At 71.5% G+C, this 23,322-nt stretch carries 20 protein-coding genes; 12 read left to right on the forward strand and 8 right to left on the reverse strand.

Annotated features, from left to right (window positions below):
* Positions 1-311: 311 nt before the first annotated feature.
* The gene (locus ACFYTT_RS03895; RefSeq protein ID WP_387257599.1) at positions 312-1,547 is read left to right on the forward strand and encodes an SfnB family sulfur acquisition oxidoreductase; all 1,236 of its coding nucleotides are present in this window, start codon (positions 312-314) and stop codon (positions 1,545-1,547) included.
* 40 nt (positions 1,548-1,587) lie between these two features.
* Here ACFYTT_RS03895 and ACFYTT_RS03900 read toward each other — a convergent pair whose 3' ends face one another.
* From ACFYTT_RS03900 to ACFYTT_RS03910, 3 genes are read right to left on the reverse strand one after another with little or no spacing between them, the layout of a single operon-like run.
* Complete coding sequence (locus ACFYTT_RS03900) at positions 1,588-2,433, reverse strand: ABC transporter permease (RefSeq protein ID WP_357214310.1); 846 nt, start codon at positions 2,431-2,433, stop codon at positions 1,588-1,590.
* Positions 2,430-3,422, reverse strand: coding sequence for an aliphatic sulfonate ABC transporter substrate-binding protein (locus tag ACFYTT_RS03905; RefSeq protein WP_387257601.1), 993 nt, complete (start codon positions 3,420-3,422; stop codon positions 2,430-2,432). The genes ACFYTT_RS03900 and ACFYTT_RS03905 overlap by 4 nt, the downstream gene beginning before the upstream one ends.
* Complete coding sequence (locus ACFYTT_RS03910; protein ID WP_387257602.1) at positions 3,419-4,243, reverse strand: ABC transporter ATP-binding protein; 825 nt, start codon at positions 4,241-4,243, stop codon at positions 3,419-3,421. Before ACFYTT_RS03910 ends, ACFYTT_RS03905 begins: the two co-directional genes overlap by 4 nt.
* A 360-nt stretch (positions 4,244-4,603) precedes the next feature.
* Here ACFYTT_RS03910 and ACFYTT_RS03915 point away from each other — a divergent pair, with 360 nt between their 5' ends.
* The 3 genes from ACFYTT_RS03915 (at position 4,604) to ACFYTT_RS03925 (ending at position 7,188) form a co-directional block, all read left to right on the forward strand.
* A complete protein-coding gene (locus ACFYTT_RS03915) occupies positions 4,604-5,506 on the forward strand; it encodes a DUF1684 domain-containing protein (RefSeq protein WP_387257604.1) in 903 nt (300 codons plus the stop codon).
* The gene (locus ACFYTT_RS03920) at positions 5,503-6,042 is read left to right on the forward strand and encodes a flavin reductase family protein (RefSeq protein ID WP_176093824.1); all 540 of its coding nucleotides are present in this window, start codon (positions 5,503-5,505) and stop codon (positions 6,040-6,042) included. The genes ACFYTT_RS03915 and ACFYTT_RS03920 overlap by 4 nt, the downstream gene beginning before the upstream one ends.
* A 180-nt stretch (positions 6,043-6,222) precedes the next feature.
* Positions 6,223-7,188: a helix-turn-helix domain-containing protein gene (locus ACFYTT_RS03925; protein ID WP_387257605.1), complete on the forward strand. Its 966-nt coding sequence runs from the start codon at positions 6,223-6,225 to the stop codon at positions 7,186-7,188.
* Between the two features lie 17 nt (positions 7,189-7,205).
* Here the strand turns inward: ACFYTT_RS03925 and ACFYTT_RS03930 are convergent, their stop codons facing one another.
* The 3 genes from ACFYTT_RS03930 to ACFYTT_RS03940 are packed head-to-tail and all read right to left on the reverse strand — an operon-like array spanning position 7,206 to position 10,222.
* Positions 7,206-8,165 carry a carbohydrate kinase gene (locus ACFYTT_RS03930; protein WP_236145779.1) on the reverse strand — a complete coding sequence of 320 codons (960 nt, stop codon included), beginning with the start codon at positions 8,163-8,165 and terminating at the stop codon, positions 7,206-7,208.
* 1 nt (position 8,166) lies between these two features.
* Positions 8,167-9,120, reverse strand: a complete 954-nt coding sequence (locus ACFYTT_RS03935; protein WP_176093826.1) for a glycoside hydrolase family 68 protein — start codon at positions 9,118-9,120, stop codon at positions 8,167-8,169.
* 16 nt (positions 9,121-9,136) lie between these two features.
* On the reverse strand, positions 9,137-10,222 hold the full coding sequence (locus ACFYTT_RS03940; RefSeq protein ID WP_176093827.1) for a LacI family DNA-binding transcriptional regulator: 1,086 nt from the start codon (positions 10,220-10,222) through the stop codon (positions 9,137-9,139).
* 370 nt (positions 10,223-10,592) lie between these two features.
* Here ACFYTT_RS03940 and ACFYTT_RS03945 point away from each other — a divergent pair, with 370 nt between their 5' ends.
* From ACFYTT_RS03945 to ACFYTT_RS03960, 4 genes are all read left to right on the forward strand, one after another.
* The gene (locus tag ACFYTT_RS03945; protein WP_357214324.1) at positions 10,593-11,954 is read left to right on the forward strand and encodes an extracellular solute-binding protein; all 1,362 of its coding nucleotides are present in this window, start codon (positions 10,593-10,595) and stop codon (positions 11,952-11,954) included.
* A 104-nt stretch (positions 11,955-12,058) separates the two neighbouring features.
* Entirely contained in the window at positions 12,059-12,922 is an 864-nt protein-coding gene (locus ACFYTT_RS03950; RefSeq protein ID WP_357214327.1) for a sugar ABC transporter permease, read from the forward strand.
* Entirely contained in the window at positions 12,919-13,746 is an 828-nt protein-coding gene (locus ACFYTT_RS03955) for a carbohydrate ABC transporter permease (RefSeq protein ID WP_176093830.1), read from the forward strand. The genes ACFYTT_RS03950 and ACFYTT_RS03955 overlap by 4 nt, the downstream gene beginning before the upstream one ends.
* Positions 13,747-13,750: 4 nt before the next feature.
* Entirely contained in the window at positions 13,751-14,899 is a 1,149-nt protein-coding gene (locus tag ACFYTT_RS03960; protein WP_387257608.1) for a serine hydrolase domain-containing protein, read from the forward strand.
* A 50-nt stretch (positions 14,900-14,949) separates the two neighbouring features.
* Here ACFYTT_RS03960 and ACFYTT_RS03965 read toward each other — a convergent pair whose 3' ends face one another.
* A complete protein-coding gene (locus tag ACFYTT_RS03965; RefSeq protein ID WP_387257610.1) occupies positions 14,950-15,648 on the reverse strand; it encodes a DUF998 domain-containing protein in 699 nt (232 codons plus the stop codon).
* Positions 15,649-15,852: 204 nt separating this feature from the next.
* Positions 15,853-17,166 carry a hypothetical protein gene (locus tag ACFYTT_RS03970; RefSeq protein ID WP_387257612.1) on the reverse strand — a complete coding sequence of 438 codons (1,314 nt, stop codon included), beginning with the start codon at positions 17,164-17,166 and terminating at the stop codon, positions 15,853-15,855.
* Positions 17,167-17,794: 628 nt separating this feature from the next.
* Here ACFYTT_RS03970 and chvE point away from each other — a divergent pair.
* The 4 genes from chvE (at position 17,795) to ACFYTT_RS03990 (ending at position 23,195) form a co-directional block, all read left to right on the forward strand.
* Positions 17,795-18,931: a multiple monosaccharide ABC transporter substrate-binding protein gene (gene chvE / locus ACFYTT_RS03975; RefSeq protein WP_131052436.1), complete on the forward strand. Its 1,137-nt coding sequence runs from the start codon at positions 17,795-17,797 to the stop codon at positions 18,929-18,931.
* A 104-nt stretch (positions 18,932-19,035) separates the two neighbouring features.
* A complete protein-coding gene (gene mmsA, locus ACFYTT_RS03980; RefSeq protein WP_131052435.1) occupies positions 19,036-20,574 on the forward strand; it encodes a multiple monosaccharide ABC transporter ATP-binding protein in 1,539 nt (512 codons plus the stop codon).
* Entirely contained in the window at positions 20,571-21,821 is a 1,251-nt protein-coding gene (gene mmsB / locus ACFYTT_RS03985) for a multiple monosaccharide ABC transporter permease (protein WP_131052434.1), read from the forward strand. Before mmsA ends, mmsB begins: the two co-directional genes overlap by 4 nt.
* 99 nt (positions 21,822-21,920) lie before the next feature.
* Positions 21,921-23,195: an ROK family transcriptional regulator gene (locus ACFYTT_RS03990; protein WP_176093832.1), complete on the forward strand. Its 1,275-nt coding sequence runs from the start codon at positions 21,921-21,923 to the stop codon at positions 23,193-23,195.
* The last annotated feature ends 127 nt before the right edge of the window (positions 23,196-23,322 follow it).

A 23,322-nucleotide genomic window follows, 5' to 3' on the forward strand; every position in this document is an offset into this window, starting at 1 on the left:
GCGCACCGCGCACCGCGCACCGCGCACCGCGCACCGCGCACCGCGCACCGCGCACCGCGCACCGCGCACCGCGCACCGCGCACCGCGCACCGCGCACCGCGCAAGATCATGCTCGATCCCGGATCGAGTGGCCTTCCCGCGACCACGTGGCCACTCGATCCGGGATCGAGTGCTGTCCGGGCCGGCGGTGTCCCGGAACGGCGGCGTGGTCCGGTCGGACGGCGAGATTGACGTCGGGCACCGGTGAGAGCGAGACTAACCCTATTCAACCGATAGGATTCGCGGTCTTCGGTGGGAAGGTGGTCGACGGGATGACGCGTGTGATCCGGACGGACGAGGAGGCCGTCGAGGTGGCCCGGAAACTGGCGGCCGTCCTCGCCGACGAGGCCGCAGTCCGAGACCGGGAGCGTCGACTGCCCGAGGCCGAGGTGGCCGAGCTCTCCGCCTCCGGTCTGTTGGGCATCACGGTGCCTGCCGAGTTCGGTGGTGCCGAGGTCTCGGTCGCCGCGCTGACCGAGGTGTTCCGGACGCTGGCGGCGGCCGATGCCAGCCTCGCCCAGATCCCGCACAGTCACGTCGTCTTCCTCCAGGCGCTGCGCCTGCAGGGCACCGAGGAGCAGCAACGGCGATACTTCGCCGCCGCGCTGGCCGGGCAGCGGTTCGCCAACGCCCAGTCCGAGCGCGGCGGGCGGACCGTCGCCGACGATGCCACCACACTGCGTCGTCGGCCAGACGGCGGGTACGTGCTGGACGGCGAGAAGTTCTACTGCACCGGTGCGCTGTTCGCCGACTGGATCGTGGTCCGTGCCGTACTGGCCGACCCGGCCGAGCCCGACGGTCCCGCTGCGTCCGGCGGCCCGGGTGCGTCCGGCGGCCCACCGTTGAAGATGCTGGCCTACCTGCCCCGGGACACTCCGGGGGTGACCGTGCGCGACGACTGGGACGGCATGGGGCAGCGCACCACCGCCAGCGGGACGGTGCTGCTGGCGCAGGTGGCGGTGGACGAGACGCAGGTGGTGCCGTACACGCCGATCTTCGGTGCGGCGACCACCTACGGCGCGCGCGCCCAGGTGCTGCACGCCGCGCTGGACACCGGGATCGCCCGGGGCGCGCTGGACGCCGCGGTGGCGCAGGTGGCCCGGGCCCGGCCGTGGTTCGAGTCCGGTGTCGACCGGGCCGCCGACGAGCCGCTTCTCATCCAGCAGGCCGGCGAGCTGGAGATCCTGGTACGCGGCGCGGAGGCGCTGCTGCGGGAGGCGGCGACCGCGATCGACGCGGCCGAGGCGGACCTGACCGACGACAGTACGGCGCGCGCCTCGGTGGCGACCGCCGTGGCGAAGGTGGCCGGTGCCCGCGCCTCGGTGGAGGTCTCCTCGGCCCTGTTCGATCTCGGTGGCACCCGCTCCGCCGCCGACGCGCTGAACCTGTCCCGGTACTGGCGCGACGCGCGCACCCACACGCTGCACGATCCGGCCCGGTGGAAGGTCCAGCACGTCGGTCGCTGGCTGCTCGACGGCACCCCGCCGCCGCGTCACGGCCAGCTCTGACCGGAGCGGCGCGTCGTCGGCGGGCCGGTGGGTCACCCGGTCACGTCCAGGCCGCGAGGAAGCGTCGTTCCACGAGCCCGAGCAGGGTGTCGGCGAGCTTGCCCAGCACCGCCAGCAACACGATGGCGAGCAGGATCACGTCGGTGCGGCCGGTGTTCTGGCTGTCGATGAGCAGGAAGCCCAGCCCCATCGAGGAAGCGATCAGCTCGGCCGCGACCAGGAAGAGCCAGGACTGCGCCATGGCCAGGCGCAGCCCGGCCAGCACCGGCGGCGTGGCGGCGGGCAGCAGCACCGTGCCGAGCAGCCGTACGCCGGAGCGGCCGTACGCCCGGCCAACCTCGACCAGGTGCGGGTCGACGTGCCGGAGCGCGGCGGCCACGGTGGTGAAGACCGGGAAGAACGCCCCGATCGCGACCAGGGTGATCTTCGGGGTCTCACCGATGCCGAACCAGAGCAGCAGCAGCGGCACCCAGGCCAGTGACGGGATGGCCCGGACCGCCTGGATGGTCGGGCCGACCAGCGAGCGGGCCGCCCGGGAGAGCCCCACCAGGGCGCCCAGCACCAGTCCGGCGACGGATCCGGCGGTGAACCCGAGCAGGACCCGCTGCACGCTGATCGCCAGGTGCTGCCACAGCTCACCCCGGACGAGGAGTTCCCGCAGTGCCAGCAGCACGTCGTACGGCGGCGGCAGTTGCGCCCGCGAGTAGCCGCCGGAGGTGGCCAGCAGGTGCCAGCCGACGAGCAGCGCCACCGGGAGCAGCAGGCCGGCGGCGGCGTACCCCACCCGGGCGGTCCAGCTCTGGCCGGGACCGGCGGTGGCCGGAGCCGGCGGCTCGGCGGGGCGGGCCGGTGGCGGCTGCACCGCCACCGGACTGCCCGCGCTCACGGCTGCGCCCGCGCCTGGGCGAAGCGGGGCTCGAAGATGCTGTCCAGTGCCGCGCGGGCCTCGGCGTCGGTGCGGACGTTGCCGTCGGCGACCAGGATGGGCAGCACCCGTTCGAAGACCTGCCGTTGCGCCGCCCCCGGCACCGGGTCGACGTCGAACCGGGTCCGTTCGGCGAGCACCACCCGGGCGACGGCGGGGGAGACCTGCGACTCGCGGGCCAGCAGCTCCACCGCCTGGTCCGGGTGCGCGACGATCCACTGGCGAGCCCGCTCGTAGGCGTTCACCACCCGCTGCACCAGATCGGGGTGGGTGGAGACGAACTCCTCGCGGGCGTTGAGCACGCCGTAGGTGTTGAAGGCGACGTTGCGGTAGAGCAGGGTGGAACCGGCGTCGACCTGGGTCTGCGCCATGTGCGGGTCGAGGCCGGCCCAGGCGTCCACGTCGCCGCGCTCCAGCGCGGTCTTGCCGTCGGCGTGCTGGAGGTTGACCACGGTGACGTCGCCCGGCGTCAGCCCGGCCTCGTCGAGCGCCTGCAACAGGAAGAAGTACGGGTCGGTGCCCTTCGTCGCGGCGACCCTGCGCCCCTTGAGCTGTGCGACCGAGGTGATCGGGGAACCCTTGGCGACCACGACCGCGGCCCATTCGGGCTGGCTGAACACGCCGACGGTCTTGATCGGCGAACCGTTGGCCCGGGCCACCAGGGCGGCGACACCGGCGGTCGAGCCGACGTCGAGCGCGCCGGCGCGCAGGTTCTCGTTGGCCTTGTTGCTGCCGGCGGACTGCAACCAGCTCACCGACACGCCCTCGTCGGCCAACTCCTCCTCCAACCAGCGCTGCTCGCGCAGCACCAGGCTCGCCGGGTTCCAGTACGCGTAGTCCAGACGCAACCGGGTCGTGCCGTCGGCCGCCGAGCCGCCGCTGTCCTCCCCGGCGACACAGCCGGTGAGCAGCAGGGCGGCGGCCAGCACGACGGCGACTGTCTTCCTCATGAACTCCTGCTTCCTTCGGGGGCGACGCCGAGACGGTCGAGTAGGTCGGTGCGCAGGGCGGCCGAGGCCGGCGAGCCGAGGTCGCGGGGCCGCACCCCGGGTACGGCGGTGACGTGCTGGACGGTCGATCCCTGTCCGGCCGGACCGGCGGGGCCGAGCACGACGATCCGGTCGGCCAGCCGCAGCGCCTCGTCGACGTCGTGGGTGACCAGCAGCACCGTGCTGCCGGCGGCGCGTTGCACCTGGCCGACCAGGTCCTGCATGCGCAACCGGGTGAGCGCGTCGAGGGCGGCGAACGGCTCGTCGAGCAGCAGGACGCCGGGTCGCCGGGCGAGTGCCCGGGCGAGCGCGGTGCGCTGGGCCATCCCGCCGGAGACCTGCCGGGGGCGGTGTTCGGTGAAGTCGCCCAGCCCCACCAGTTCCAGCCAGGCCCGGACGTCGGCGCGGGCGGTCGTCCGGTCGTGGCCGGGTGCGAGACCGAAGGCCACGTTGCCGGCCAGCGTCCGCCACGGCAGCAGGCGCGGGTCCTGGAAGACCATCGCGGTGCGGGCCGCCACCCCGCGCACCGCTCGACCGTCCACGGTGATCTCCCCGTCACTCGGCCGGTCCAGTCCGCCGACGAGGCGCAGCAGTGTCGACTTGCCGCACCCGGAGGCGCCGAGCAGCGCGACCACCTCACCGGCCTCGATCCGCAGGGTGACGTCGTCCAGCACCCGGTGCGTGCCGCGACGGCCGGTGAAGGCACGCCCCACCTGGCGCATCGAGACGGGTGCGGGTGCCGTGTGCAGCCCCGGCGCGAGTCGCGCGGCGCTCGTCGACATGCCACCTCCTTGCCTCGTCCGGTGGGTCGGCTCACAATACCCATATAACCAACCGGATGAGTAGGGTATATCTCGGGCGGGCCGGGAGGGTGGCTCCCGAAGGCAGGCGTCGCGCCCGGGTGGGACGCCGTCCACCTGGGCCTCCGCCGGGTCTCGGGTGGTTGCCGACGGAGGATCGACGTGAGGGGAGTGGCCTGTGAACGCGGTCACTGGCAGGGTGACGGTGTGGACACCCCGCGCTACCGTCCTGGCGCCGATCGGGCAGCCGCGCCCGGCGACCCGGCACCTCCCGCGTACCCGGTCGCCCGAGGCGGTCGGGCCGACGCCGGCCGAATCCATCCCCGACGGAGGGAACCCGACATGACCCGGCCCCACCCGCTTCCGGCGGCGACCCCAGACGTGCCCGAGGCCTCCGAGGCGCAGGTCGACGCCTTCACCCTCGAATGGCGGGAGTGGCACCGCCGCCACGAGGAGACCCTGGCCGCCCCGCACGGCTTCCTCGCCGTGACCGGGCTGCACTGGCTCACCGACCGCCCCGAGCGCGTCGCCGACCTGCCCGGACGGTGGCACACCGGTGCGGACGGCGTGGTGGTCGACCTCTCCGACGGTGAGGAACTCCTCGTCGACGGAGAGCCGGTGACCGGTCGCCACGAGTTCGGCCCGATCCCGGAGCGCGGCGGCGTCACCGTCGGATTCGACGGCGGCGTGCTGGAGATCGCCCGTCGGGGTGGGTACGACATCCTGCGTCCACGCCGCCCCGACCACCCACTGCGGACCGCCTTCCGGGGCACACCGACGTACCCGCCGACGACCCGCTGGGTCCTGTCCGGACGGTTCGTCCCCTTCGACAGCCCCCGGCCGACCACCGTCGGTGCCGCCGTCGAAGGACTCCAGCACGTCTACGACGCCCCCGGCACGATCGAGTTCACCGTGGACGGTGTGCCGCTGCGTCTGACCGCCTTCAACGGCTGGTCCCCGGGAAGCCTGTCGGTGCTGTTCACCGACGAGACCTCCGGCGTGACCACGTACGCCGCCAACCGGGCCCTGAGCGTCGACCCGCCCGACGAGCAGGGCCGGGTCACCGTGGACTTCAACCGCGCCACCAACCTGCCCTGCGCGTACACCGACTTCGCCACCTGCCCCCTGCCGCCGGCGGAGAACCGGCTGCCGGTCGCCGTCGAGGCCGGCGAGCAGATCCCGTACGAGCGGCGGGCGGACGGCGTGCCCCCACCGCAGCACAGCACCCCCGGGAGGAACTCGTGACACCCCCCACCGACGACCAGCCGCCCCTCGACGCCGAGACCGACGAGATCCGGACCCTGCTGCGGCACCAGGCCAGCACGGTCACGGTGGTGACCGCCCCGGGGACACCGGCGGTCGGGTTCACCGCCACCTCCTTCACGTCGGTGTCGTTGTCGCCGCCGGTCGTGTCGTTCTGCCTCCACCTCGGCTCGTCCAGTTGGCCCACGGTCGCCGCCGCCCGGCACGTCGGCGTCCACCTGCTCGCCCACCACCAGCAGGACCTCGCCCGCACGTTCGCCACCAGCGGCATCGACCGGTTCGCCGCGCCGACCCGGTGGCAGGCCGGCCCCGAGGGCGTACCGATCCTCGACGACACCCTCGCCTGGCTGCTGTGCCGGGTGATCGACCGGGTGACGGTCGGCAGCCACGCCATCGTGCTGGCCGAACCGGAACTGGTGCACAGCCCGGCCGCCGGATCGCCGCTGCTCTACCACCGGGGCCGCTACACCGGTCTGGTGCCCGGCAACGACGGCTGGGCCGGGCCGGTCGCGGCCTGACCATCGGCGCCGGACCCCGCCCCCGCGCCGTCCGAGGGCGTCGGGGATTCTCTCCTTCGTAACGCGGGCATGGGATCCTGGGACCACCCGGTGTGCCGGCGCCGGGGCCCGCACGGGCACCGTCGCCCGCCCACCGCGCCGTCGCGGCAGCCGGCCCGGTCGAGCCGACGAGGTGAGCTGATGGCCGTCGTCCTGGACACCGCGCAGCTACCGGTCCGCGACCGGGTCGAGGCGGTGCACGCCACGATGGCGTACGCCTCCGCGCCGTGCCACGTGATCCACGAGAATCCGAGCGGCGACGTGTACGCCCGGATGGCGGTCTGGGACCTCGGTGACGTCTCGGTCTTCACCACCGAGGCGTCCGGCATCCGGCTGCTGCGCACTCCCCGGCAGACGCGGCAGGACGTGACGCCGGTGGTGGCGCTCTCCGTGCAGCGGCGCGCCGACGGTCGGCAGGAGCAGGGCGGACGTCACGCGCTGGTCGCACCGGGCGGGCTGATGGGGATGGACCTCTCCGCCCCGTACGACTTCTCCTGGTCCGGCGACGGTGCGGCCGGATGTCTCCAGATCCCCATCGACCGGCTCGCGTTACCGGTGGACGTGATCCGGCGGGCCCTGGGCAACCTGCCGGCCAGCCCGCTCTATCCGCTGGTCGCCCGGCACGTCGTCGACGTGGTGGGGCGAGCGGACCGACTCGGCGCCGACCCGGCGGCACCGGTGCTGGGCGCGGCCAGTGTCGAGCTGGCCCGGGCGCTGCTCACCTCGGCGGCGTACGCCACCGCGCGGCACGTTCACGTGGACCGGGCCGGGACGCTGCTGACCCTCGTCCGGGCGTACGTCCGGCAGCACCTGGCCGACCCCGACCTGCGGCCGTCCACCATCGCGATGGCACACAACGTCTCCCTGCGCCACCTGTACAAGGTCTGCGCCCAGGCCGACTTCAGCCTGGAACAGTGGATCATCGGGGAGCGGTTGAAGGGCGCCGCCGAGGAGCTGCTCCGGCCGCAGAGCCGGAACCTGACCATCGCGGTGGTGGCCCGCCGCTGGGGGTTCGGCGACCCCACCCACTTCGCCCGGCGCTTCCGCGCGGCGTACGGGCTCACCCCGGGACAGTGGCGCCGGATGCACACCGACCTGCCGCGCTGAGGCACCGCCCGCCGGGCTCAGGACCCCGTCGGGAAGCGACTCGCCAGCTCGTGCCGGTACGGCGGATCGGCACCGGCCCGGGTGCAGGTCACGGCGGCCACCTCGACGCCGTACCGCAGCGCGGCCCGGACGTCGTCGTCGGACCACCCGGGCCCGGCGGTGGAGAGGGCGGCGAGCAGCCCGGCGGTGAAGGCGTCACCGGCGCCGATGGTGTCGGCCACCGCGACGACCGGCGCCGGCTGCCGGAATCCGCCCGTGCCGGAGGCGGCAGCCGCGCCCCCGACGCCGAGGGTGATCACGGCGAGCGTCACGCCGAGGTCGCGCCAGTGCCGCAGGACGTCCTCGTTCGTCCGGCCCGGATAGAGCCAGGCGACGTCCTCCTCGCTGGCCTTGAGCACGTGCGCGATCCGGGCCAGCGCGTCGACGCGGCTCCGGGCCGCGTCGACACCGCCGATCAGGCCGGGCCGGATGTTCGGGTCGACGCTGACGAGCGCGCCGCGCTCGCGCGCCGTCCGCAGGGCGGCGGCCAACCGGTCGGCGCCCGGGTGCAGGAACGCGGCCAGCGAGCCGGTGTGCACGATGCCCCGTCCGGCGACCGCCGGGGCCAGTTCCTCGGCGCGCCACTGCCAGTCGGCGGTGCCGTCGACGTAGAAGTCGTACGTGGCCACACCGGTCCCGGTCAGCGTGGCGATCCCCAGGGTGGCCGGCTCGTCGGCGTCGACGGCGTGCCGCAGGTCGACGCCGTTGGTCTCGGCGTGTGCGCGCAGCCGCCGACCGAAGCGGTTGGTGGAGAAGCGGGCGAGCAACGCGGTGGGTACGCCCAGCCGGGCCAGGCCCACGGCCACGTTGAGCGGGCTGCCACCGGGATGGGCGACGAACCGGCCGTCCGGCTCCTGCACCAGATCGACGACAGCCTCACCGACCACGGTCACCGCCGGGGCGGCGGACGACGGCTCCGGGTCGCCCGGGGCCGTCACCTCAGGCACCACCGGTGGCCGGCAGCGGTTCGCGTGCCACCAGGCCGGCCTCGGGTTCGTAGCGCACCGGCACCGGGTCGCTGATCTCGCCGACGAACGTCCCGTCACCGTGCTCGACGAAGCCCAGCAGTACCCAGCCGTCGTCGGTCGACAACAGCCGGGGCGCGTACAGGTGCGGCTGGGCGATCGGTCGGGCGGCGGCGATGTCCCATGGTCCGCGTACGGTCGGGGCGGTGGCCATCCAGAGCCGTTCCCGGGAGTCGCCGGGTGCGGTGGCCGGGTTGGTGCAGAACAGCAGCAGCGGCTGCCCCTCCACCACGGCGACCTGCGGCACTTCGAGGTGGCCGAATCCGGCCGGTGGCGACAGCGGCGGTCGGACGGTCCAGTTCAGCAGGTCGGGCGAGGTGGCGTGACCGATGACGCCGCGTTCGGCGGCCGGGCCCTGGTTGCTGCGGGCGGTGATCAGCATGTGCCAGCCGTCGCCGTCCGGGTCGGCGAAGACCCACGGGTCACGCCAGGCCTGCTCGTACCACGCGTCCAGGTCGAGCAGCTCGTACCAGGTCGGGTCGGCCTCGAGCAGCGGGGTGTCGCCGTGCCGGTGCCAGGTCACCAGGTCGTCGGAGACGGCCAGCCCGATGCGTTGGACCAGGCCGTCCTCGGCGCGGCCGACACCGGTGTAGAAGAGATACCACCGCCCGTCCGGCCCGCGTACGGTGCTGCCGGTCCAGGTGGCCAGATCGTCCCAGCCCGGTGAGTCGGCGGGGACCAGCGCGTCCGGGAGCAGCCGCCAGTCACGCAGGTCGGTGGAGACGGCGTGGCCGATCGTGGCGCGGCGGTGGCGACGGTCCGGGTCGAGGAGGGCCCGGGAGGCGCGCAGGAAGAACGCGTGCCACCGGCCGTCGTCGTCCTGGGCGTACCAGCTGTCCCACACCCAGTGGTCGGGCAGACGAAGCATGGCGGGGAAGGTATCACTAAATCGGTTTAGCCCGCGACCTCGGGGCGGAGTCGCTCTCCGTTCGCGGCATCGGGGTCCGCCCGGCCGGAGTCGCGACCGAACGCCGACGGCGCAGCGGCATCGGCACCAGGGCCGGGCCGGAGTCGTCCTTGTCGAGCAGCAGCTCCACCGCCCGGCGACCCATCTGCTCGTGCGGGATGGCGGCCGTGGACAGCCCCGGGCGCAGCCAGGAGGCGATCGGATCGTCGTCGAAGGAGATCACCGAGATGTCGTCGGGGATGGTCAGGCCGGCCTCCCCGAGCGCCTGGTACGCGCCGAAGGCCAGCCGGTCGTTCATGCAGATGATCGCGCTCGGCCGGTCCGGGCGGGCGAGCAGGGCCTGCGTCGCGGTGTAGCCGTGCTCGGGCAGCCACTCGGTGCAGAAGCCCTCGGCGAACAGCGCGACACCGTCGGCGGCGAGCGTGCTCCGGATGCCGCGCAGCCGCGCCTCGGCGGCGAGGGAGATCTCCGGGTCGCGTTCCTTGGGTCGGTTGCGGCCGATCAGGGCGATCCGGTCCCGGTGGCCCCGGGCGAGCAGGGCCTCGGCGATCGTGGCGCCGGCCAACTCGTCGTCGGGCAGCACGCTCGGCAGCTCCTCCGAGCTGGTGGCGTTGAGCAGCACCACCGGGCCGTTGAGGATGGCCTTCGGCACGGTCAGCCGGCGGGTGGCCATCGCCGCGTAGATCACGCCGTCGACCTGGCGGTCGAGGATCGCCTCGATGGCGTACTGCTCGAACGACGCGTCACCCTGGGTTTCGGTGATCAGCAGGACGTGGTCGCGCTCGCGGGCGGCGTCCAGCGCGCCCCGGATCAGGCCGCCGGCGAAGCGGGTGGTGGCGACGATGTCCGAGACGAAGGCGATGGTCGCCGTCTTACGGGTACGCAGACTGCGGGCTGCCACGTTCGGCCGGTAGCCGAGTTCCTCCGCCGCCGCGAAGACACGCTGGTGCGCCTCGGCGGAGAGTCGGGTGCCCTCGCGCCCGTTGAGCACCATCGAGGCTGCGGTCTTGGACAGCCCAGCCCGTCGCGCGACATCGGCCAGTGTTGCCCTGTTGCGGCCCATCAGTCCTCCGTTCGCGGTCGTCCGTACGACGCCGCCGTTGCCCATCATGATGGGTCGAGTCGCGTTCCGGCTCACCGGTGACCGGCCGGGTGTCGGCGAAGCCCCCTGGTGAACCCCTTGTTTCCGGACCGTTGCCAACTCGTCCTTGACAGGCCGGGGTGCCGCGCGCATGCTCTGCTAAATCAGTTTAGCGACGTTGTTTCGCCACTGCGGGGGCCGCTGTCGCAGCGACCTCCGAGGTCATATCGGATACCGCGAGCCGAGGTCGGGTGCGCGACGCGCAGGCGTGGCGTTCACCGACCGTGGTGGCGAGCGTACCCCCGGTCGACGACCGGTGGGGACGTGCGGATGAGTCAAGGGAGCCATTGACGTGCGGGAGTTGTCCACCAGATTCACCCGTCGCCGGCTGGCACTGATGGTGCCACTACTCGCCGTCGGTCTGACGGCCACCGCCTGTAGCGCACCCGGTTCGGAACAGACCGCGCCGGAGGACTCCGGCGCCCCGGTCAGTACCGAGCTCGGGACCGACCCGATCACCCTGGAGATGTACGCGGAGACCGGCTTCCCGCTGGCCAAGGCGCTCGCCGACGAGTTCACCAAGCAGCACCCCAACGTCACGTTCAACATCCGCGAGGACCAGTTCACGGTCATCGTGGAGAACGCGCCCCGGGTGCTCGCCTCGGACAACGCGCCCGACATCATCCGGCTGCCCACCATGGTCGACCTGGTGAAGGACGGCCTGCTGAAGAACCTCGACCCGTACTTCGACGCGCACGGCTGGGACAAGTTCCCCGCCTCCCAGCTCGTCCAGCTCCGGCTCACCGACGGCGGCGCGGAGCGCGGCACCGGCTCGCTGTACGGCATGGGGCTCGGCTACAGCGTGACCGGCGTGTTCTACAACAAGAAGCAGGCCGAGCAGGTGGGCATGACCCAGCCGCCGGCCACCATCGCCGAGTTCGAGGACCTGTTGGCCAAGGCCAAGTCCGCCGACCTCCAGCCGATCATGCAGTTCAACAAGAACACCGCCGGCATCAACTTCCCGTACCAGGCGTTGCAGAACCAGTTCGGCGACCCGGGCCCGATCGCGGACTGGATCTTCCAGAAGCCGGGTGCCACCTTCGACACCCCCGCGTCGCTGAAGGCCGCCCAGACCATCGAGAAGTGGGCCAAGGCCGGCTACTTCCCGAAGGACGCCAACGCCATCGACTACACCGCGATGATGGGCGAGTTCCAGAAGGGCAACGGCCTGTTCATGTTCAACGGCGACTGGGAGTCGGCGAACCTGGACAAGAACATGGCCGGCGACGTCGGGTTCTTCCTCTTCCCCGGTGAGACCGCCGAGGCCAAGAACGTGGCGATGTCCGCGCCGAACACCTTCGGTGTCGGTGCCCGGGCCAAGAACGCCGACGCCGCGGCCTTCTTCCTGAACTGGGTGCACACCAACGACAAGGCCCGTGAGATCTCGGTGAACGTCGGCGGCTCGCACCCGGGTGGCCCGGCCGAGCTGGCGCTGCCGCCGGTGACCGAGGGCACCGTCCTGGCCGAGACGCTGAAGGCGTCCCAGCAGCTCGGCGCCGACAACGGCGCGGTGGACTTCACCGCCAACGCCACCGGTGGCATCTTCGCCGCCGCCATCACCCCGGAGATGCAGAAGCTGATCGCCGGCCAGCAGAACCCGGAGGGCTACGTCAAGGCGGTCCAGGCCGAGTACGAGAAGGAACTCTCCCGATGACGTCTGCCCTCGGCAGCGTTCCCGCCGGGTCGGGCACCCCTGCCCGACCCGGCGGTGCGGACCCCCGTCCCGCCACGCGGCCCCACCGGAAGCGGTGGGGCCGCGTGGTGCGGTGGAGCGGCTGGCTCTGGGTCCTGCCCGCCCTGGCCATGTACGGCTTCTTCGTCCTGCGTCCGCTCGTGATGACCGTGCAGTACTCGCTCTACCGCTGGAACGGCATCGGGGCGGCCACCTGGGTCGGCCTGGACAACTACGTCACCGTCTTCACCGACCGCGACCTGCTGAAGATCATCGGTAACGCCTTCGTCCTGATCATCTTCTTCAGTTTCATCCCGGTCGTCCTCGGCCTGGTGGTGGCCAGCCTGGTCCGGCGCATCACCACCGGCCCCGGCGGCACGCTGGTCCGGACCGTGCTCTTCCTGCCGCAGGTGATCCCGCTGGTGGCGGCCGGTATCGCGTGGAGCTGGGTGCTGTCCAGCAACGGTCTGGTCAACCAGGCACTGCGGGCCGTCGGGCTGGACGGCATCACCCGGGCCTGGCTCGGCGAGTTCAGCACCGCGCTGCCGTCGGTGGGCGTGATCGGCACCTGGATCATGCTCGGACTCTGCACGATCCTGCTGGTCACCGGCATGAGCAAGATCGACCCGTCGCTGTACGAGGCGGCCCGGATGGACGGTGCCGGCCCGATCCGCGAGTTCTTCGCGGTGACCCTGCCCAGCCTGCGCCAGGAGATCGGCGTCTGCCTCACCGTGACCATCATCGCGGCGCTGGCCAGCTTCGACATCGTCTACATCTCGACCAGCGGCGGCCCGGGCATCCAGACCACCGTGCCGGGGCTGGAGATCTACCGGCTGGCCTTCTCCCAGCGCCAGGTCGGGCTCGCCTCGGCCCTGGGCGTGGTGCTGATGCTGCTGGTGCTGATCTGTGTGCTGCCCATCCAGCGGCTGACCCGGGGGGAGAAGCCATGAACATGACCACCCGCAGCGAGCGGCTGACCGGGCGGATCTTCCTGATCGCCCTGGTCGTCGTCACCCTGCTGCCGTTCCTGAGCATGCTCTCGGCGGCCCTGCAACCGCGCGGCACCGTACCCACCGGCCTGGCCTGGCCCTCCGATCCACAGTGGGGCAACTTCGCCGACGCCTTCACCGCCGCGAACATGGGCGCCCTGCTGGGGTCCAGCATGCTGATCGTGGCCGGGGTGGTGCCGTTCGGCGTGATCATCGCGACCATGGCCGGCTTCGGCCTCGGGCACCTGCGGGTGGCCGGCGGTCACATCGCCTTCGGGTTGCTGCTGCTCGGTCTCACGCTGCCCTTCGAGGCGGTGGTGACCCCGCTGTACTACCAGATGCGGGACCTCGGTCTGCTGAACACCCGGTGGGCCATCATCCTGCCGCTGGTCGGCCTCTACATGCCGTTCGCGGTCTTCTGGATGCGCGCCCACTTCACCAACGTGCCGCGTGAGCTGTCCGAGGCCGCGCGCGTCGACGGCAGCAACACCTGGCAGCTGTTCTGGCGGGTGCACGTGCCGCTGGCCCGACCGGCCATCGCCTCGCTGACCATCCTGCTGTTCCTCTGGACCTGGAACCAGTTCCTGCTCGCCATCGTCATGGTCGACGACGCCACCAAACGGACCATGGCCGGTGCCCTCGGCGCGTTCCAGGGACAGTGGGGAACCGATCTGGTCTTGCTCTGCGCCGGATCGTTGCTCATCCTCACTCCGACGCTCATCGTGTTCCTGATCTTCCAGCGCCAGTTCATCAAGGCGCTCCTGCAGGGCTCCGTGAAGGGATGACGGGTTGAACGACACCCCGATCCACGGCCACGCCGACGAGGGCTTCGGGCCCGTCGCCGACGTGTTCCGGGACAACTTCGTCCACCGTGGGGAGGTCGGCGCCGCAGTCGCCGTCTACCTGCGGGGCACCAAGGTCGTGGACCTGTACGGAGGGCTGGCCGACCAGCGCTCCGGACGGCCGTGGACCGCCGACACCCCGGCCGTCGTCTTCTCGGTGACCAAGGGGATCATGGCGATCTGCGCCTACCTCCTGGTCCAGCAGGGCCGGCTCGACCTCGACGCCCCGGTCATCCGGTACTGGCCCGAGTTCGGTCGGCACGGCAAGGCCGAGATCCCGGTCCGCTGGCTGCTCACCCACCAGTCCGGACTGCCCACGCTGGACCGCGCCTTCACCCGGGCGGAGGTGCTCGCCTGGGACCCGGTGATCGAGGCGATCGAGGCACAGACCCCGCTGTGGCAGCCGGGTACGGCCCACAGCTATCACCCGATCACCTACGGCTGGCTGATCGGCGAGGTGATCCGCCGGATCACCGGGGAGATGCCCGGCACCTATCTCGCCCGGACCCTCGCCGAGCCGCTCGGTCTGCGTACCTGGGTCGGCCTGCCGCCCGCCGAGCGCGACGCGGTCGCCTGGATGCTGGCACCGCTCGGCGAGCCCTTCCCGGCCGGCGACCCGGTCGCCGACCGTGGGATCACCATGGGCGGCGCGTTCGCCTTCCCCGCCGACGCCGCCGGCCTGGTCAGCTTCAACGACCCGGCGATCCAGGCCGCCCAGATCCCCGGTGCGGGCGGGATCAGCACCGCCGAGTCGCTGGCCCGCCTCTACGCCGCCTGCGTCTCCGAGGTCGGCGGCGGACCGCTGCTCACCACCGCGTCCGTCGACGACGCCGTCACCGTCCGCGTCGCCGGCCAACAGGTGTACGGACTCCCCGACGTCGGACACCGCTGGGGGACCGGCTTCCTCGTTCACTCGACGCCGCGCCCGATGCTCGGCGAGCGCAGCTTCGGCCACGACGGTGCGGGCGGACACCTCGCCTTCGGCGACGACCAGCACCGGGTCGGTTTCGGCTACGTGGTCAACCAGATGGGTGGCGTGGTCGACGAGCGGGCCAATCTGCTCGCCGCGGCCCTGCTCTCCTGCCTGAGCGAGTAGGCGGACCGGTTCGACGTCACGGCCGACGAGCCGTGACGTCGACCCCGCCGTCACCCGTCCGGCGTGGTGCGGCCCGTCCGACCTGGCCGGCCCGTGCGGCGCAGGGCGGTGACCACCAGCAGGGGTGCGAACGCCTCCGCGCCGGCCGCCACCCGCTCGGCCAGACCGACCCGCCCGCCGTCGGCCGCCATCTCGGCCACGAACCAGGCCACGGCCAGCAGCAGCCCGACCGCCAGCGCCACCCACGGCGCCCGTTGTCCCGCCGCCCGTGCTGCGGCCGGCCAGAGTGCCAGCGCGCCGAAGGCCACGGCGGCGGCGAGCGTGTGGGGCACCGACCCGCCACCGTCGGCCGGTAGCGGGAACACCGCCACCGCCAGCGTCGCCACCCCGCCGAGGGCGAGCAGGGCCCGCCCGGCGGGTGCGAGGGTACGCAGCCCGGCGGCGGTCACACAGTGGCAGAGCCCGAGACCGGCCAGCGCCACCGTCATGATCCACCGGTCGGTGGCGCCGACGGCGGCGAGTGCGCTGATCGTGCCGGTGACCTGGTCGAACCCGCCCGGTTGGCGGGCCGCGCCCAGCGTCCACCCACCGATCAGGAGGATCGGTGCCGCCACGGCGGAGACCAGCGCCCATCCCGGTACGACTCGCATCCCCGCACCGTACGTGCCGTCCCGCCGCTCCCACGCCACCGGCACGGACCAGGCCGCGCCGCCCGCGCGCCGTTGCTCGGCGTCAGTCCCGTCGATCATGGAGTCGTGGCGTGCAGGAAAGCCATCTACCGGTGCAATCCGGCAGCCACCACTCCATGATCGACGAGGCGATGCCGGGGGAGCGGCGGGAGGGCCGGGAGGGCCGGGGGGAATCGCTCGGGTCGCGTGGACCACGAACGAGGCTCGCCGGCCGCGAGATCGATCGCGGCCGGCGAGCCCGGACGGTGCCTCTTGAGCGGTGTGTCAGCCCTTACGCTGGGCCAGCAGCCACTGGAGGATGTTGCGGTCCTCGTACGTCGGGCCGTAGGCGGCGTGGTAGTCGGGCAGGGAGAACGCGTCGTTGCCGTACTCGGTGTAGTGCAGCAGCTTGGCGATCTGCGCGGGCGTCTTGCCCTGGGCCTCGTAGGCCGCGCGCAGGGCGGTGTGCGTGTTGCGGGCGAGCGAGATGTTGAGCAGGTGGTCGTTCACCCCGTGGGTGATCCAGAGCGGCACCTCGCCGGCGGCGATGGCCTTGGCCTGGTCGGCGCCGACCTGGAAGCCGCCGGTCACCAGACCACCGGCGAACAGGTCGGGACGCTTCGCGAACGCCTCCCAGAGCAGCCGGGAGCCGTACGACACGGTGGTGGCGTAGACCCGGTCGGCGTCCACCGCGTGGTCCTTGACGAACTGGTCGACCAGCCGGATCAGCAGGTCGCCCTCGGCGGGCAGGCCGACCCGCTGGTTCTGCGGGGCGAGCACGATGACGTCCTCGCGGCTGCCGGTCCAGCTCGACTGGAGCCAGGCGGTGGCCGGGATGTCGGCGGCGATCTGGACGCCCAGGTTGTCGCCGTCCCAGCCCATGCCGTGCCCGGGCAGGACGACCATCAGCGGGTACTTCTTGCCGGGCTGGTAGTTCTTCGGCAGGTGGTAGTGGTACGGCAGCACCATGCCGCTGCTCAGGTACGAGCCGTACTGGAAGTCGTCGACGAGCAGGTTCACCGGCTCCTCGGTGACCCCACGCGGGGTCTTCGGGGCGGCCTTGGCCTGCACCGGGCCCTTGCCCTTGCCCTTACCGGGCTGGGCGTGCACGTCCTTGCGCTGGGTCACCCGGGTGGGCAGCTCGGTGTTGACCTTCACGCTGCACAGGAAGGTCGGGCACTTGGAGACGATGACGGTCCAGCCGAGGTTCTCGGCGGGGTCCAGCTCGACGATGACGTACCGACCGTCCACCGAACGACGGTCCGCGCGGGTGGTCGGCGCGCTGTTCGTGTAGGTGTGGGTGACCTTGCGGTCGGCCAGCTTCGGCAGGTCTTCCATCTGGTTGAAGCGGAAGTTGTAGACGGTGTCGGAGACCGAGAAGGTGGAGTTGTCGAGCTCGCGGGGGTTCACCGTCTGCGGGTACTCGACGGCGACGGCGGAGACCTTCTGGCCGTACGTGTAGACGGTGGTGATCGGTGTGACACTGCGGATGCCCCCGGTGTTGCCACCGGGACCCTTCGACGCGGCGTACGCGGCCGTGCCGGAGGTGGCGAGAAGTGCCACCGCCGCCACGGCGGTGAGCGTCCTTCGCAGTCTCATCGGTCCTCCTTGTTGGACGCGTCCGGCTGCCGCGGGCGGGTCCCGTGGCAGCGCCCCGGACCGGTTGCGGTGGTGTGGGGGAGGACGGGCGCTAAACTGATTTAGCAGAGCATCGACGTCCGGCTGGGCGATGTCAAGACCGCGCTGGTGACGGCACGGGGACCGACCGTGCGCCCCCTGGCCGCAGACGCGCCTGCGGTGAAGTCCGGACCGGCGTGCCGGGTGCGACCCCGCCCCTCCGGTCCGTCGTGGAGCGTGAGGCGCGGCCGGTCACACTGTGTGATCGCCGGGTGGGTGTCCGTCGACCGGGTGATCCGTTTTCCTTTGCGTGTCGACGGATGCGACTGCCGGTGTCCGGACCGTCGCCCCGGGCCACCGGTTGGCGTATTCTCTGCTCTCGATGGATGTTATTCGGGTGGCCGGTGCGAACGCGCGACTTCCTTCGATGTGCAACGCCTTGACCTGGGGTGATTCGGCCGACCGGTGGAGCCTCGGCTTCGTTACGAGAACGTGACCGGTGGATTTCCGGCGAGGTGTTGACCCGGGCAATGTGAGCGCTAACACTTGGGCCCCGAAGTGCGATCCACGCAGCCGGTGCGACGGCGCGAGTTCCAGATTGGGGAAGCCAGTGAGCAGAAGAATTCTGGCCGCTCTCGGTAGCGCCGCCCTGGCGCTGAGTATGGCGGCGTGTAGTGGCGACGGTGCCGGAAGTGGCAACACCAGCGACGAGAAGCCGTCCGACCTCACCATCGGCGTCTCGATGCCGACCCAGACCTCCGAGCGGTGGATCGCCGACGGCAACTCCGTCAAGGAGAAGCTGGAGGCCAAGGGCTACAAGGTCGACCTCCAGTACGCCGGTGACGACATCCCGACCCAGTCGCAGCAGGTCGACCAGATGATCACGCGCGGTGCCGACGTACTGATCATCGCCGCGATCGACGGCACCGCCCTGAGCGGACAGCTCCAGGCGGCGGCCGACGCGAAGATCCCGGTCATCTCCTACGACCGGCTCATCCGGGACAGCCCGAACGTCGACTTCTATGTCAGCTTCGACAACTACAAGGTCGGCGTGGCCCAGGCCAGCGCCCTCTTGGTCGGCCTCGGCCTGCAGACCAAGGACGGCGGCAAGGGCGAGGCGACCGGGCCGTTCAACATCGAGCTGTTCGCCGGGTCGCTGGACGACAACAACGCCCACTTCTTCTTCGACGGTGCGATGGACACCCTCAAGCCGTTCCTCGACGCCGGCACGCTCAAGGTGAAGTCCGGGCAGACCAAGATCGAGCAGGTGGCGATCCTGCGGTGGCAGCAGGAGGCCGCGCAGAAGCGCATGGAGGACCTGCTGACCTCCAGCTACAACGACAACAGCAAGATCGACGGCGTGCTGTCGCCGTACGACGGCATCTCGCGCGGCATCATCACCGCGCTGCAGAACGCCGGCTACCGGGGTGCCGACGAGATCCCGGTCGTCACCGGGCAGGACGCCGAGATCGCCTCGGTCAAGCTGATCGACGACGGCATCCAGAGCTCCACCATCTTCAAGGACACCCGTCTGCTGGCCGATCAGGCCGTGGTCGCCGGTGAGGCGTTCCTCCAGGAGAAGACGCCCGAGGCCAACGACAGCGAGACCTACAACAACGGGGTCAAGGTCGTCCCGTCGTACCTGCTGCCGGTCGAGACCGTCTTCAAGGACGACATCCAGAAGGTGCTGATCGACTCCGGATACTTCACCGCGGAGGAGGTCGCCGCCGGTCAGGCCAAGAGCTGACGGCGACACCCCCGGGGGGCTCGGCGGCGGTGTCCGCCGCCGAGCCCCACCCGCATCGACCACCCAGTACAGACCTCACGACACAGATCGCCAGGACGGTGCAGATGGACGACAACATCCTCGAGATGCGTCACATCACCAAGACCTTCCCCGGGGTGGCGGCGCTCCAGGACGTCTCCCTCGCCGTACGCCGGGGGGAGATCCACGCCATCTGCGGCGAGAACGGCGCCGGCAAGTCCACCCTGATGAAGGTGCTGTCGGGCGTCTACCCGTCCGGCAGCTACGACGGTGAGATCCTCTTCGACGGCGCCCCGGTGCACTTCCGTGGCATCCGGGACAGCGAGGACCGGGGCATCGTCATCATCCACCAGGAACTCGCCCTGGTGCCGTACCTCTCGATCGCCGAGAACATCTTCCTCGGCAACGAGCGCCGTGGCCGCAGCGGCCTGATCGACTGGAACCGCACCAACGCCGAGGCCGCGGAACTGCTCGCCTCGGTCGGGCTGCCGGAGAACCCGGTGACCCCGGTGGTGCAGCTCGGCGTCGGCAAGCAGCAACTGGTCGAGATCGCCAAGGCGATCTCGAAGAAGGTCCGGCTGCTGATCCTGGACGAGCCGACCGCCGCGCTCAACGACGTCGACTCGGCGCACCTGCTCGACCTGATGCGCCGGCTGCGCGACCAGGGCATCACCTGCATCATGATCTCGCACAAGCTCAACGAGATCACCGCCATCGCCGACTCGACCACGGTCCTGCGCGACGGCCGCACGGTGGAACGCCTGGAGATGGCCTCCGGCGAGGTCACCCAGGAACGGATCATCCGCGGCATGGTCGGCCGCGACCTGGACAGCTTCTATCCCGACCGGGTCTCGTCACCGGGCGCGGAGGTGCTGCGGATCGAGGACTGGTCGGTGCGGCACCCGACGCAGGACCGGCTGGTCGTCCAGAACGCCGGCCTGAACGTCCGCGCCGGTGAGGTGGTCGGCATCGCCGGGCTGATGGGAGCCGGGCGTACCGAGTTGGCCATGAGCGTCTTCGGACGGTCGTACGGTCGGGACATCTCCGGGCGGCTGGTCATGCACGGCCGCGAGATTCGGGCACGGTCCGTCGCGGAGGCGATCCGCAACGGCATCGCGTACGCCACCGAGGACCGCAAGCGGTACGGCCTCAACCTCATCGACGACATCCGCCACAACGTCTCCGCGGCGGGCCTGCGCAAGCTCGCCCACCTCGGATGGGTGCACGACAACGAGGAGACCAAGGTCGCCGAGACCAGCCGGCGCGACATGCACATCAAGGCGCCGAGCGTGATGTCGGTCGTGGGCAAGCTCTCCGGCGGCAACCAGCAGAAGGTCGTGCTGTCGAAGTGGCTCTTCACCGACCCGGACGTGCTGATCCTGGACGAGCCGACCCGGGGCATCGACGTCGGCGCGAAGTTCGAGATCTACACGATCGTCAACCAGTTGGTCGCCGCCGGTAAGGCGGTGATCATCATCAGCTCGGAGCTGCCCGAGCTGCTCGGCATGTGCGACCGCATCTACACGATGTCGGCGGGGCGGATCACCGGCATGGTGCCGGTCGGCGAGGCCACCCAGGAGAAGCTCATGGAACTCATGGCGAAGGACAAGGAAACCGTCGGATGACCAGCACCAAGCCCTCCTCGGTGTCGAAGGGCCCGTCGACCGAGAGTGCTCCCGCCGCCGCGCTGCACGTCGGCAGCAGCGACCCCCGTACGTTCATCATGAACAACCTGCGGCAGAGCGGCATCTTCGTCGCCCTCGTCGTCATCGTCGCGCTCTTCGCGTTCCTCACCGACGGACTGTCGCTGAGCCCGGGCAACATCACCAACATCGTCCTCCAGTACTCGTACATCCTGGTGCTCGCGATCGGCATGGTCATCGTGATCATCGGCGGGCACATCGACCTCTCGGTCGGCTCGGTGGTCGCGTTGACCGGCGCGGTCTCCGCCGTGGTGGTGATCCGGCAGGGCCAACCCTGGTGGATGGGCGTGGTGGCCGCGCTGCTGGTCGGGTTGGCGGTCGGCGCGTGGCACGGCTTCTGGGTCGCGTACGTCGGCATTCCCGCCTTCATCGTGACCCTGGCCGGCATGCTGCTGTTCCGTGGTCTCACCCTGCGAGTGCTGGACAACATCTCGCTGTCGCCGTTCCCGGCCGAGTACAACAGGATCGCCGCGGGCTTCCTCAACGGACTCATCGGCGGCGACGGGTACGACGCCTTCACACTCCTCATCGGCGCCATCGCGGTGGCCGGTTACGTGGTGAGCTGCTTCCGCACCCGGGTGGCGCGCATCCGCTACCAGCAGCCGGTCGAGTCCTTCGCGCTGTTCGTCGCCCGGATGGTGCTTGTCGGCGCGGTGGTCATGTACTTCGCCTGGCAGCTCGCGAACGCCCGAGGTCTGCCCATCGTGCTGATCATCCTCGCCGCCCTGGTGCTGGTCTACGGCATGCTCACCCGGCGGACCGTCTTCGGTCGCCAGGTGTACGCCATCGGCGGCAACCTTCCCGCGGCGATGCTGTCGGGCGTCAAGGTGAAGTCCGTCAACTTCTGGATCTTCGTCAACATGGGCTTCCTGTCGGCCGTGGCCGGCATCATCTTCTCCTCACGCTCCAACGGCGCGCAGCCCGCCGCCGGCAACATGTTCGAGCTCGACGCGATCGCGGCGGCCTTCATCGGCGGCGCGGCCGTCACCGGTGGGGTCGGCACGGTCGTCGGCGCGATGGTCGGTGGTCTGATCATGGCGGTGATGAGCAACGGCATGCAGCTGATGGGCGTGGACCAGTCGATGCAGTCGGTGGTGAAGGGACTGGTGCTGCTCGTCGCCGTCGCCTTCGACGTCTACAACAAGCGGCGTGCCGGCGCGAGTCGCTGATCGACGGGCGCGGGTCGACCGGTCCACGGTCGACCCGCGCTTGACGTCGTCCCATTGCGTGGACACACTCCCTCCCGTCGGCCGTACGCCCCGTCGCTGATGCCGGAGGTCGGGTTGGTCCAGGAGGAGATCCGTCGGCGCAACGCCGGCACGCTGCTGCGGCACGTGCACCTCGGTGGCCCGACGTCCCGCGCCGGGCTGGCCGAGCGGATGGGCCTCAACCGCAGCACCATCATGGCGCTGACCACCGAGTTAAGCCGGGCGGGCCTGGTCCACGAGGAACTGCCGACCGACACCGGCCGCGCCGGTCGCCCCTCGCTGATGGTCCGGCCCTCGGCCGACCGGTTCTATGTGCTCGCCTTCGACGTGGCGGTGGACCGGCTGGTCGCGGCCCGCGTCGGGCTGGGCGGGGCGATCCTGGACCGACGCGAAGCGGTACGCCCGCGCGCCGGGCCGGACCTGCACCGCGTGGTGGCCGTCCTGGCCCGGTTCGGTCGCCAACTGCACCGTGCCGCGCCGCCGCAGGCGCGATGCGTGGGCATCGGCGCCTCGTACTGCGGGATGATCCGGCCCGGTGACGGGATGGTCCGCTTCGGACCGGACCTGGGCTGGGTGGACCAGGACTTCGGCGCGGAACTCGGCCGCCGCCTCGGGCTCGGCCTGCCGGTCGCGGTCGGCAACGAGGCCCATCTCGGCGCCCAGGCCGAGCAGCGGCGCGGCGCGGGTGTCGGCTTCGACAACCTCATCTACCTGCACGGAGACGTCGGCGTCGGCGGCGGCATCATCGTCGGCGGACGGCTGCTCGGCGGCGACGGCGGTTACGGCTGCGAGCTGGGGCACATGGTGGTGAACCCGTACGACGGACGGCCGTGCGGCTGCGGCTCGTCCGGCTGCCTGGAGGCGGAGGTGGGTGAGCGGGCCCTGCTCGACGTCGCGGGCCGCCCCGCCGAGATGGTCGGCCGGGCGGCCATCCGGTCGGTCGCCGACGACGCCGATCGCGGCGATCCGGTCGCCCGCGAGGCGTTCCGACGGATCGGGGACTGGCTCGGCATCGGCGTGGCCAACCTGATCAACCTGTTCAACCCCGGCATGGTCGTCTTCGGCGGGATGCTGTGCGACGTGTACCCGGGTGCGGCGGCCCAGGTGCGCAGCCGGATAGCCCGCAACGTGCTGCCGGTGGCCCGGGAGAGCGTGCGCCTGCGTACCGCCGCGCTCGGTGACGACGCGACATTGGTCGGCGCGGCCGAACTCGGGTTCGCCCCGCTGCTCGACGACCCGTTGGGCATCTGCGCGCCGGTGCCGCAGGACACCATCACCGGCCGGTGTGCCACACCCACGACGGCCCGCCGCGAGCCGCCCGCCCGCTGCGGCTGAGTGCCGGCGTACCGGTCGACGCCCGTCTCGCGCGCACCCCCGGACGTTCGCCGCGTCGGTGCGTACCCGCCGGGGTGTCGACGTCCGGGCACGGCGGACCGGGCGGGTGTCGGGGCACCCGCCCGGC

The organism is Micromonospora sp. NPDC003816 (assembly GCF_042874705.1).
Taxonomy (GTDB): domain Bacteria; phylum Actinomycetota; class Actinomycetes; order Mycobacteriales; family Micromonosporaceae; genus Micromonospora.